General features: G+C 73.6%; 9 protein-coding genes. 6 read left to right on the top strand and 3 right to left on the bottom strand.

Translation table 11 applies throughout. From position 1 onward, the window contains the following. Positions 1-89 precede the first annotated feature (89 nt). Complete coding sequence (locus FHD63_RS09260; protein ID WP_238705607.1) at positions 90-1,892, top strand: proline--tRNA ligase; 1,803 nt, start codon at positions 90-92, stop codon at positions 1,890-1,892. 14 nt (positions 1,893-1,906) lie between these two features. Then, on the top strand, positions 1,907-2,707 hold the full coding sequence (locus FHD63_RS09255; protein ID WP_139721812.1) for a TSUP family transporter: 801 nt from the start codon (positions 1,907-1,909) through the stop codon (positions 2,705-2,707). A gap of 29 nt (positions 2,708-2,736) precedes the next feature. On the opposite strand, the gene FHD63_RS09250 is transcribed toward FHD63_RS09255, so the two are convergent. The 3 genes from FHD63_RS09250 to FHD63_RS09240 all read right to left on the bottom strand — a co-directional run bounded on the left by FHD63_RS09250 (position 2,737) and on the right by FHD63_RS09240 (position 6,878). Further along, the gene (locus FHD63_RS09250; RefSeq protein ID WP_139721811.1) at positions 2,737-3,843 is read right to left on the bottom strand and encodes an LCP family glycopolymer transferase; all 1,107 of its coding nucleotides are present in this window, start codon (positions 3,841-3,843) and stop codon (positions 2,737-2,739) included. 64 nt (positions 3,844-3,907) lie between these two features. Further along, complete coding sequence (locus FHD63_RS09245; protein ID WP_139721810.1) at positions 3,908-5,851, bottom strand: thioredoxin domain-containing protein; 1,944 nt, start codon at positions 5,849-5,851, stop codon at positions 3,908-3,910. Between the two features lie 31 nt (positions 5,852-5,882). Further along, positions 5,883-6,878: a DUF4439 domain-containing protein gene (locus FHD63_RS09240; RefSeq protein ID WP_139721809.1), complete on the bottom strand. Its 996-nt coding sequence runs from the start codon at positions 6,876-6,878 to the stop codon at positions 5,883-5,885. 102 nt (positions 6,879-6,980) lie between these two features. Between FHD63_RS09240 and FHD63_RS09235 the strand changes: the two genes are divergently transcribed. The 4 genes from FHD63_RS09235 (at position 6,981) to infB (ending at position 11,863) form a co-directional block, all read left to right on the top strand. Next, positions 6,981-7,496, top strand: a complete 516-nt coding sequence (locus FHD63_RS09235; RefSeq protein WP_139721808.1) for a ribosome maturation factor RimP — start codon at positions 6,981-6,983, stop codon at positions 7,494-7,496. Then, the gene (nusA, locus tag FHD63_RS09230; RefSeq protein ID WP_139723080.1) at positions 7,496-8,527 is read left to right on the top strand and encodes a transcription termination factor NusA; all 1,032 of its coding nucleotides are present in this window, start codon (positions 7,496-7,498) and stop codon (positions 8,525-8,527) included. Before FHD63_RS09235 ends, nusA begins: the two co-directional genes overlap by 1 nt. Before the next feature lies 1 nt (position 8,528). After that, positions 8,529-8,843 carry a DUF448 domain-containing protein gene (locus FHD63_RS16890; protein ID WP_139721807.1) on the top strand — a complete coding sequence of 105 codons (315 nt, stop codon included), beginning with the start codon at positions 8,529-8,531 and terminating at the stop codon, positions 8,841-8,843. 194 nt (positions 8,844-9,037) lie between these two features. Beyond that, complete coding sequence (infB, locus tag FHD63_RS09220) at positions 9,038-11,863, top strand: translation initiation factor IF-2 (protein ID WP_139721806.1); 2,826 nt, start codon at positions 9,038-9,040, stop codon at positions 11,861-11,863. Positions 11,864-11,968 lie beyond the last annotated feature (105 nt).

Genomic DNA, 11,968 nt, shown 5'->3' with positions numbered 1-11,968 from the left:
GTCGAGACCCGCCGATGCCGGCAGGTACCCTCGTAGCGCCGGGACCACCGGCATACCCCTGCACACCGACCACCGAGGAGTGCCCTCACGTGCCGCGCCCACTGCGCCTGTCGACCCTCTTCCTGCGGACCCTGCGTGAGGACCCGGCCGACGCCGAGCTGCCGGGGCACAAGCTGCTCGTGCGCGCGGGCTACGTCCGGCGCGCCGCACCGGGCGTCTACTCCTGGCTGCCGCTCGGCCTGCGGGTGCTGCGCCAGGTGGAGCGGGTGGTGCGCGAGGAGATGGACGCCATCGGCGGCCAGGAGCTGTCCTTTCCGGCGCTGCTGCCGCGCGAGCCCTACGAGGCCACCGGCCGCTGGACCGAGTACGGCCCCAACATCTTCCGGCTGCAGGACCGCAAGGGCGTCGACATGCTGCTCGGCCCGACCCACGAGGAGATGTTCACGCTCGCGGTCAAGGACATGTTCAGCTCCTACAAGGAGCTGCCGCTGACGCTGTACCAGATCCAGACGAAGTACCGCGACGAGGCGCGCCCCCGCGCCGGGCTGCTGCGCGGCCGTGAGTTCATCATGAAGGACTCCTACTCCTTCGACGTGAGCGACGAGGGGCTCGACGAGGCCTACGCGCGGCACCGCGAGGCCTACATCCGGATCTTCGACCGGCTCGGCTTCGACTACGTCATCGTCTACGCCGACTCCGGCGCCATGGGCGGGTCGGCCAGCGAGGAGTTCCTCGCGGTCAGCCCGATCGGCGAGGACACCTTCGTGCGCTGCGAGGAGTCCGGCTATGCCGCGAACGTCGAGGCGGTCGTCGTGCCCCAGGCGCCGGCGGTCGACGAGGCCACGGTGGCCTCGACCCCGGCCGCGCACGTCGAGGACACCCCCGACAGCCCCACCATCGCGACCCTCGTGGACCAGGGCAACGCCCTGCACCCCCGCGCCGACGGCCGGCCCTGGACGGCGGCCGACACGCTGAAGAACGTCGTCGTCCTGCTGACCCACCCCGACGGCAGCACCGAGCCGCTCGCCATCGGTCTCCCGGGTGACCGCGAGGTGGACGCCAAGCGGCTGGAGGCCCAGGTCGCCCCCGCCACCTGGCGGCCCTTCGAGGAGGCCGACTTCGCCGCCTACCCGATGCTGGCCAAGGGCTACATCGGCCCCGGCGTGCTGGGGGAGGAGCGCGCGTCCGGCATCAGGTACCTCCTGGACCCCTCGGTCGCCGAGGGGTCGGCCTGGGTCACCGGGGCCGACGAGCACGGCAAGCACGTGTTCGACCTCGTGCTGGGGCGGGACTTCACCGCCGATGGGACCATCCAGGCCGCCGAGATCCGCGAGGGCGACCCCAGCCCCGACGGCGCCGGCCCGCTCACGCTCGCCCGTGGCATCGAGATGGGGCACATCTTCCAGCTCGGCCGCAAGTATGCCGAGGCGCTGGACCTCAAGGTCCTGGACGAGAACGGCAAGCTCGTCACGGTGACCATGGGCTCCTACGGGGTCGGCGTGTCCCGTGCGGTCGCGGCCGTGGCCGAGGCGACGCACGACGACCTCGGGCTGGTGTGGCCCCGCGAGCTGGCGCCCGCGGACGTGCACGTCGTCGCCACGGGCAAGGACCCGGCGGTCTTCGACCACGCCGAGGGGCTGGTGGCCGAGCTCGCCGGCCAGGGCCTCGAGGTCGTCTTCGACGACCGGCCCAAGGTCAGTCCGGGCGTGAAGTTCAAGGACGCCGAGCTGCTCGGCGTGCCGACGATCGTCGTCGTGGGCAAGGGCCTGGCCGACGGCGTCGTCGAGCTGAAGGACCGCCGGTCCGGCGAGCGCCGCGACGTGCGGGTCGAGGCGGCCGTCGCCGAGGTGCTCTCCGAGGTGCGGGGCTCGGCCCCGACCCCGGGCGACTGAGCGCCGCACCCCCGGTGCTGGCGTCGGTCGACCTGGAGCCACGGGTCCTGCTCTTCCTCGCGCTCGCGGGGCTCGCCGCCGGCTTCATCGACGCGGTGGTCGGCGGCGGCGGGCTGGTGCAGCTGCCGGCGCTGCTGGTCGCCCTGCCCGGGGCGAGCCCCGTGCAGCTGCTGGCGACCAACAAGCTGGGCTCGATCTGCGGCACCACCACCAGCTCCGTCACCTACCTGCGCCGCATCCGGCCCGACCTGCGGACGGCGCTGCCGCTGGCGGCCGCGGCGTTCTGCGGCAGCGCCGCGGGAGCCGCGCTCGCCTTCCTCATCCCCCGGGCCGCGTTCGACCCGATCATCCTCGGGGTGCTGCTCGCCGTCGGCGCCATCACGCTCCTGAAGCCGTCGATGGGCCAGATGCAGTCCCTGCGCTTCGGTCACGCCCGGCGCCGGCACCTGGCGTGGGCCGTCCTCATCGGTCTGGTCGTCGGGGCCTACGACGGTGCGCTGGGACCGGGGACGGGCTCGTTCTTCGTCTTCGCGCTGGTCAGCATCCTCGGGTACGGCTTCCTCGAGGCCAGCGCGAAGGCCAAGATCGCCAACCTGGCCACCAACCTCGCGGCGCTGGTCGTCTTCGTGCCGCAGGGGGTGGTGATCTGGTCGGTGGGGCTGCTCATGGGGGCGGCCAACGTCCTCGGCGGCTACCTCGGCGCCAGGGTGGCGGTCTCGCGGGGCAGCGGCTTCGTCCGGATCTTCTTCGTGGTGGTCCTCGTGGCCTTCGTCGTCACGATCGGCTACGACACCTGGGTGCAGCTCACGGGCTGAGAGGGTTGCTCGGGGCCCGGCCCTGCGTGTCAGCCCCCGGGGGCGTAGCCGGTTCCCCAGCGCTCGACGTAGGCGTCGACCGAGTCCTGCCGGAGGGCCTGGCCGAGGGCCGCGGTCTGCTCCCGGTCGACGATGTTGACCGACTGACCGCCGATCATGTCGAAGCCCGTGATCGGCACCATGAGGGAGAGGGTGTCGTCGGGGTCGAGCTCGGTGAGCAGCGGGGTGAGGGCGACGAAGTCGGCGACGTCGAGGTCGCCGGTCACCTTGACGTTGTCCCTCAGGTGGGCGACAAGCTCCGGGAAGTCCTGCGGGTCCTCCTCGAGGCGTTCCTGCAGCCGGTCCATCATCCCGACGAGCACCGCCCGCTGGCGCTCGGTGCGGTCGAGGTCGCCCAGGGGCAGGGTCTGCCGCTGGCGCGCGTAGATCAGCCCGTCGGTGTTCTCCAGCCAGATCTCACCCTCCTCGAAGACCACCTCCCGCCCGGTGGAGCCGACCACCACGGACGAGGCGTGCTGGTTGTCGACCTCGAAGCCCTCCAGCCACCGGGTGAGGTTGATGAAGCCCTGGAAGTTGGACTGCAGCACGTAGTCGATCTCCACCCCGCCGAGGAGGTCGGAGACCGTGGCCCGCAGCGTGTCGGTCCCGCCCCGGGCGAACGCCGAGTTGATCTTCCCCTGACCCAGGCCGGGGATGTCCACCCACATGTCGCGGGTGAGGGAGATGAGCGCGACGTCCTCGCGGTCCTCCGGCAGGTGCAGCAGCATGATGGTGTCGGACTGGCCGCCCATCGACGAGGGGTCGCGCGAGTCGGTCCCGACCAGCAGGATGGTCACGGGGCCGCTGCCCAGCGGCGAGTCTCGCGGGTCCGTCGTGGTGGGTGCCGCCGTCGCCCCCGACGACGTCGTCGCGGACCCGGTCCGGGCCGCGGCGTCGCCCGTGGTCGGGGTGCTCGTCGTCGCCCCGCCGTCCGCGGACCCGGCCGTGCCGTCGGTCGTCGGCGCGCTCGCGGACGTCGTCGCCGCGTCGCGCCCCTCGGTGGTGGGGGCCACCTGGGTGGTAGCCGGGTCGCCCGCGTCGCAGGACGTCAGCACCAGTGCGGCGGCGAGGGTGGCCAGGGCCGGGGAGATACGCACGCCCCCATGCTCGCAGACGCCCGCGCCGGGCGCGGGCAGGCCGACCTGGCCCGGCACGCCGTGGTCAGGGCAGGTCGGCGGGGTCGCCGGAGGGCAGCCCGCACACCGTCCCGCGGCAGACCAGCGCCAGCCCGGGCCCGACCTCCTGGGTGGGGTCGCCGTCACCGGCCGGCGGACACACCACGAGCGTCCCCACCGGGGTGCGCCGGGCGGCCTGCACGAGGTCCGGCGCCGGCTGCGCCCCCAGCTGCACGGTGACCGGGCCCGCCGCCAGCTCCTCGGCCGCCACCAGCGACCATCCGGCGAACCGGGGCGCCTGCCGGGCGGTGGTGGCCACCCGCGCCAGGGCCTGGCCGGCGCGCTCCAGCCGGTCCGCGCGAGACCCCTGCGCACCGGCCCGCACGAGCGCGACGGTGAGCGCGGACAGCCCTCCGGGCTCGGCGTTGTCGCCGGTGGCCGACGGCGCGAGGAAGAGCTGCTCGCCGTCGTGGCCCGTGGCCGCGACGCCGCCGTCCGGCTCGCCGAAGAGGTCGAGGGCGCGGTCGAGCAGGTCGTCGGCCTCGGCGAGCCACCGCGCGTCCCCGGTGGCGCGGTGCAGGGCCAGCAGGCCGTCGGCGAGGTTGCCGGCGTCCTCGGCCACGCCCAGGGAGTGGCCCACGACGCCGTCCCGGGAGCTGCGCCGCAGACGGCCGTCGACGACGTGGACGTCGAGGAGGAAGCGGGCGCAGCGCGCGGCCAGGTCGATCCAGTCCTCCTCCCCGAACACCCAGCCGGCGTGGGCGAGCGCGCCCACCAGCAACCCGTTCCAGGCGGTCACCACCTTGTCGTCGCGAGCCGGCTGCGGACGCAGGCTCCGCGCGACGTCCAGACGCTGCCGGACCGCGTCGAACCAGCGCCGGTCGTCGGGGTCGGACCGCAGCTGCAGCGTGGAACGGCCGTGCTCGACGGTGCCGGTCCCGGTGACCCCGAGCAGGTCGGCGGCCGCCTCGCCGTCCTCGGGTCCGAGGACGGCCGCGAGCTCCGCACGGGTCCAGGTGTAGGTCGCCCCCTCCACGCCCTCGGTGTCGGCGTCCAGCGAGCTGGCGAAGGCCTCCTGCTCGGTCCAGAGCTCGCGGACGAGCCACTCGACGGTCTCCCGCACGACCCGCTCGGCCCAGGGGCGCGAGGCCTCGTCGGTGCGCGCCAGGTCCGTGTAGACCCCCAGCAGCAGCGCGTTGTCGTAGAGCATCTTCTCGAAGTGGGGGACCACCCAGGCGCGGTCGACGGCATACCGCGCGAACCCGCCGCCGACCTGGTCGTAGGTGCCGGACCGGGCCAGGTGCTCGCAGGTGCTGCGCACCATCCGCAGCGCGTCCTCGTCGCCGGTGCGCGCGTGGTGGCGCAGGAGGAACGCCAGGACCATGGACGGCGGGAACTTCGGCGCCCCGCCGAACCCGCCCCACTGGGGGTCGTGCTCGGTGGCCAGCGTGGCCACCGCGCCGGCCAGGTCGATCTCGCCCCCGCCCTCGACGGCACCGGCGCGCGCGTAGGCCTCCCGCAGCCGCGCCGCGACCTGGCCGGCGCCCTCCTCCAGCCGGTCCCGCTCCGACGTCCACTGCCGACCGGCGGCCCGCAGCAGGCGCAGCAGGTCGTCCTTGGGCAGGTAGGTCCCGGCCCAGAACGGCTCACCGGTGGGCGTGAGGAGGCATGTCATCGGCCAGCCACCGTGCCCGGTGAGCGCCGTGGTCGCGCTCATGTAGGCGGCGTCGACGTCCGGGCGCTCCTCACGGTCCACCTTGACCGCCACGTAGCCCTCGCCCAGGACCTGCGCCACCTCCTGGTCCTCGAAGGACTCGTGGGCCATGACGTGGCACCAGTGGCACGCGGCATACCCCACGGACAGCAGCACGGGCACCCCGCGTCGCCGAGCCTCGGCGAACGCCTCCTCGCCCCACTCCCACCAGTCGACCGGGTTGTCCGCGTGCTGCAGGAGGTAGGGGGAGGTGCTGCTGGCCAGACGGTTCGACATGCCCCCAGTCTGCCTGGCCGGCCGGGGTCGCTCAGGGCAGGCTCATCCCGGGGAAGGCCTGGTCGGCGACACCCAGCCGGTCGGCCCAGAGGCGGGCCTGCATGACGAGCCGCATATAGGACTCCACCTGGTCCCCGTCCTGCCCGGCGCGGTCGGCGACCGTCAGCACCGCCGGTCCGACGTCCTGCACCACGGCCCGCGCGAGCGCGCGGCGCTGGTCGGCGTCGGCGAGCGGCTCGGGGAGGTCGTAGCCCAGCGGCGCCACCGGGGCGGCGTCCCCGGCCAGGGTGACGAGGGAGCGGGTGACCGAGCGCAGCGCTGCCAGCACCTCCTCGTAGTCCTCGCGCTCCTCGCCGCCGGAGCGCGCCGCGACGACCTCCAGCGCGAAGATGGCGGGGCGGGTGCGGGCGAGGACCGGCACCGCCGCCGTCCCGACCGGTCCGACGAGCGGGGGCCAGTCCGTCCCGGCCCCGAGGCGTTCCGCGCTCGCCAGGTGCTGGGCGGCGAGGGACAGCAGCATCGGACGGTGCACCGAGGTGGAGGTCGCGACACCCTCGCGCATGGTGGAGAGGTCCTCCCGGACCCTGCGCCCGACCTCCACCAGCTCCAGCGGGCCGGCGGAGGTGGCCGCGGCGTCGTCTCCGGGCGCGGTGACCGCCGCACCGCCGTCTCCGCCGTCTCCGCCGTCTCCGCCGTCTCCGACCCCACCGGCGCCGAGCGCCTGCAGGACGAGGTCGAGGCGTTCCTGCTGCGTCACCCACACGTCGTCGAGGGTGCGCACCAGCCCCCGGCGTCCCCCGGTCGGGCGGGTGCGGGCCAGCAGGTCGCGGTAGGTCGCGACCCGGTCCCGGACATCGGTCAGCAGGGGCAGGTCCGGCGTCGCGCGACCCTCCTGCGCGTCGGCCGAGGGGTCGGGCGACCACGGGGTGCGCAACCGCTCTCCGCTGCAGCCGGCGAGCAGCGCCGCCGTCGCGATGCCGGCGCCCACGCGCAGGACGGTGCGGCGGGGGGTGGCGGCGGGGGGCATGGAGCCATCTTCCCAGACGGTAGGCTGAGCACCCCCCGGGCCACCCGCCACGGGCACCCGTGTGTGCCCGGCCCGCCGACAGCAGAAGACGAGGAGCACCGCATGGACGCCCGCGCCGCCGCCGCGACGATCACGCAGCACACCTCCGAGGCGCTGCAGCGCGCCGGTCTGGGCGTGGTGGTCGACGACGTCAGGGTGCAGGAAGCGGGGCGGCGCCGGCTGGTCCGGGTCCTGCTCGCCCGCGACGTGTCCACCCTCCCCGCCGAGGACACCACCTCGACGGTCGAGCCGCTGAGCCTGGACGAGGTGTCCGAGGCCACGACGACGGTGTCCGCCGCCCTGGACGGGTGCGCCGTCATGGGGGAGCGTGCCTACACCCTCGAGGTCAGCTCGGCCGGCACCGACCGGGCCCTCACCACCCCCGACCACTTCCGCCGCAACGTCGGTCGCCTGCTCACCGTGGTGCGCTCCGACGGCAGCTCGACGACCGCGCGGCTGCTCGCTGCCGGGCCCGAGGGCCTCCGGCTGGAGGGGGAGGACCACCTGGTGCCGCTGTCCGAGGTGACGCGGGCCCAGGTCCAGATCGAGTTCACCCGCCCCGACGGAAAGGACGCATGATGGACATCGACATGGCCGCGCTCCGCTTGCTCGAGCGCGAGCGCGAGATCCCCATGGACGTCATCGCCGAGGCGATCGAGCAGGCCCTGCTCTCCGCCTACCAGCGCATCGAGGGGCATGCCCGCCACGCCCGCGTCGAGCTCGACCGGACCAGCGGTCACGTCACCGTCTGGGCGCGGGAGGACCCGCCCGTCCTGGAGGACGGCACGCGGGGTGAGCCCGGGCCGGAGTACGACGACACCCCCGAGGGTTTCGGCAGGGTCGCCGCCTCCACCGCCCGTCAGGTCATCACCCAGCGCATGCGGGACCTCGAGGACGCCGCGATCCTCGGGGACTTCCGCGGCCGGGAGGGCGACATCGTCTCCGGCGTCATCCAGCAGTCCAACGACCCGCGCCGCGTGCTCGTGGACTTCGGGACGATCGAGGGGGAGCTCCCGGTCTCCGAGCAGGTGCCGGGGGAGAGCTACGAGCACGGGCAGCGGCTGCGCTGCTACGTCGTGAGCGCCAAGCGCGGTATGCGCGGTCCCCACGTCATGCTGTCGCGGACCCACCCCAACCTGGTGCGCCGGCTCTTCGCCCTGGAGGTGCCCGAGATCGCCGACGGCACCGTGCAGATCGAGGCCATCGCCCGCGAGGCCGGCCACCGCACCAAGATCGCGGTGCACTCCCCGGTGCCGGGGGTCAACGCCAAGGGCGCCTGCATCGGCCCCATGGGTCAGCGGGTGCGCGCGGTGATGGCCGAGCTGCAGGGCGAGAAGATCGACATCGTCGACTACGACGAGGACCCCGCGTCCTTCGTGGCGGCGGCCCTGTCGCCCGCCCGGGTGACCTCGGCCACGGTGGTCGACACCCGGACCAAGCAGGTGCGCGTGGTGGTCCCCGACTACCAGCTGTCGCTCGCCATCGGTCGCGAGGGACAGAACGCCCGCCTCGCCAACCGGCTGACCGGCTGGAAGATCGACATCCGGGCCGACACCGAGGAGCAGGTCGAGCACGGGGCTGCGGCCACGTCGCCCGACGCCAGCGTGTAGAGTGAAGGGTCGGACCGGAGTCGACCTCCCGGTGCGGACGGGTTCGCCTGTGCGCACCTGCGTGGGGTGTCGGCGACGGGACGAGCAGGCCGCGCTGCTGCGGCTGGTGGCTCGTCGGGACGAGGCCGGATCGTGGACGGTCGTCCCGGACGAACGCCGACGTCTCCCGGGGCGTGGTGCCTACGTGCACCGACACACCGGGTGTGTCGAGTCCGCCGTGGCTCGCCGCGCCGTCGTCCGTGCCCTGCGCCTCACGGCGCCGGTGGCGGTCGACCTCGCGGAGGTCCTGCGGCACTCGACCGAGCAGCGCGGATGAAGGACCTCGCCGGACCGACCGGTCCGGTGAGACGCACGACGGGCGGGCTACGGCCTGTCATCGAGGACACCGGAAGCGGGTTTGACGCTGATGAGCACCCGATGAGTACTCAGCGATGAGCACCCACCAGCAGTAGTCGCGACCTCCCCGAGCGGGCTCGGTCGTGGCGCCAGACACCAAGGAGACACCACACCGTGCCAAAGCTCAGGGTTTACGAGCTCGCCAAGGAGCTCGGGGTCGAGAGCAAGGAGCTGCTCGCCCACCTGAAGGACCAAGGAGAGTTCGTGAGGTCGGCGTCGTCGACCATCGAACCCCCTGTCGTTCGCAAGATCCGGGAGAACCCGCCTGCGGGATCCGGACCCAAGACCAGGACGCCGGACCGGGCGTCGTCCGCCAAGCCGGCGGCGTCCTCCGCCCCCAAGCCCGGCCCCGCCCGCAGCGGTACCTCCGCTGCGGCCGCGGAGAAGGCCGACTCCCCGACGCCGGCGGCCCCCGAGGCCACCCCGGCGCCCCGGGAGAGCGCGCCGACCGCTCCGGAGCGGTCTGCCCCCGAGCCGTCCGCGCCGGAGCAGTCGGCGCCGGACCGGTCCGCGCCGGAGCCCGGGCCCCAGGCCCCGACACCGCAGGCGCCCACGCCGCAGGCGCCGGCCGCCAAGGCGACCCCGAAGTCCCCGCGGCCCGGTGCCAAGCCGGGCCCGCGCCCGGGCAACAACCCCTTCAGCTCCAACCAGGGCATGGGGCAGTCCCGCGACCGCCGCGGCGGTGGCCAGGGAGATCGCGGCGGTTCGCCGCGCCCGGGCAACAACCCGTTCGCCACCAGCCAGGGGATGCCCCGTCCTGGAGGTACGCGTGGTGCTGAGCGTCCCGGTGGCCGTCAGGGTGCCGGTGCGGCCGGGCCCCGCCCCGGCGGCCCGCGCCCCAACCCGGGCATGATGCCGGCCCAGGCTGCCGTGCCCCGTCCCGGTGAGCGTCCCGCCCGCGGCGGTGGCCGTGGTCGCCCCGGTGGGGGCGGACCCGGCGGTCCCGGTGGCCCCGGTGGCTTCCGCGGCCCCGGTGGGGGACGCGGAGGCGGTCCCCGCGGCCGTGGTGGCACGGCGGGTGCCTTCGGACGAGGCGGCGGGAAGGTCCGCGGTCGCAAGTCGAAGCGGGCCAAGCGCCAGGAGTTCGAGCAGATGCAGGCGCCGGCCATCGGCGGCGTCAACGTGCCCCGTGGCAACGGCGCGACGATCACCGTGCGCCGAGGTGCCTCGCTGACCGACTTCGCCGACAAGATCAACGTCGACCCCGCGTCGCTGGTGACCGTCCTCTTCCACCTCGGTGAGATGGCGACGGCCACCCAGTCGTTGGACGAGGACACCTTCGGTGTGCTCGGCGCGGAGCTGGACTACACCATCCGGGTCGTGTCGCCGGAGGAGGAGGAGCGCGAGCTGCTCAGCTCCTTCAACATCGACCTCGAGGCCGAGGCGGACGCCGAGTCCGACGAGGACCTCGAGGCCCGCCCCCCGGTCGTCACGGTCATGGGCCACGTCGACCACGGCAAGACGCGCCTGCTGGACGCCATCCGGCAGGCCGACGTGGGCGGGGACGAGGCCGGCGGCATCACCCAGCACATCGGCGCATACCAGGTCCGCACCCAGCACGAGGGGCAGGAGCGCGCGATCACCTTCATCGACACCCCGGGTCACGAGGCGTTCACCGCCATGCGTGCCCGTGGTGCGAAGGTGACCGACATCGCCATCCTCGTCGTCGCCGCGGACGACGGCGTGATGCCGCAGACGATCGAGGCGCTCAACCACGCGCAGGCGGCCGACGTGCCGATCGTGGTCGCGGTCAACAAGATCGACGTCGACGGCGCGGACGCGGCCAAGGTGCGCGGTCAGCTGACCGAGTACAACCTCATCGCCGAGGAGTACGGCGGGGAGACGATGTTCGTCGACGTGTCGGCGAAGAACCAGCTCAACATCGACGACCTGCTGGACGCCGTCCTGCTGACGGCCGACGCGGCGCTGGACCTCCGGGCCAACCCGGACAAGGACGCCCGCGGCGTGGCCATCGAGGCCAACCTCGACAAGGGCCGGGGTGCGGTCGCGACCGTCCTGGTCCAGCAGGGCACCCTCCGGGTCGGTGACGCCATCGTCTCCGGCGGCAGCCACGGACGCGTCCGGGCCATGCTCGACGAGCACGGCAACAACGTCGACGAGGCCACTCCCTCACGTCCGGTCCAGGTGCTCGGGATGGACACGGTGGCCCGCGCGGGCACCACCTTCGTGGTGGCGCCCGACGACCGGACCGCCCGGCAGATCGCCGAGAAGCGCGAGGCTGCCGACCGGCAGGCCGCGCTGGCGAAGTCCCGCAAGCGGATCAGCCTGGAGGACCTCAACCAGGCCCTCGCGCAGGGCAAGGTCGAGACCCTCAACCTCATCCTCAAGGGTGACGTGTCGGGGTCCGTGGAGGCCCTGGAGGACGCGCTGCTGCAGATCGACGTCGGTGACGAGGTCGACCTGCGCATTATCGACCGAGGGGTCGGCGCGATCACGATGAACAACATCAACCTCGCGGTCGCCTCCGACGCGGTCATCCTCGGCTTCAACGTCCGGGCCGAGGGGCAGAACGCCGACTACGCCGACCGCGAGGGCGTGGAGATCCGCTACTACTCGGTGATCTACCAGGCCATCGAGGACATCGAGAACGCCCTCAAGGGGATGCTCAAGCCCGAGTACGAAGAGGTCGAGACCGGGACGGCGGAGGTCCGCGAGATCTTCCGCAGCTCCAAGTTCGGCAACGTGGCGGGCTGCCTCGTGCGCAGCGGCGAGATGCGCCGCGGCGCCAAGGCCCGCATCACCCGCAACGGGGTCGTCATCACCGAGGGCCTGCAGATCGCCGGCCTGCGGCGGTTCAAGGACGACGTCACCGAGGTCCGCGAGGGCTTCGAGTGCGGTGTCAACCTGGGGTCGTTCAACGACCTGCAGCCGGACGACCTCATCACCACCTACGAGATGCGGGAGATCCCCCGCACCTGAGGGTGACCAGACGGACGACGAGGCCGGTCCCGCGCCCCAGGGCGCAGGACCGGCCTCGTCGCTCGGCACGACCGGCTCCGTAGGATGGGCCGGCCCCGCTACCCG

This window comes from Serinicoccus chungangensis, assembly GCF_006337125.1.
In the GTDB taxonomy this organism is placed as follows: domain Bacteria; phylum Actinomycetota; class Actinomycetes; order Actinomycetales; family Dermatophilaceae; genus Ornithinicoccus; species Ornithinicoccus chungangensis.
This window is presented reverse-complemented; position numbering and strand designations above follow the sequence as displayed.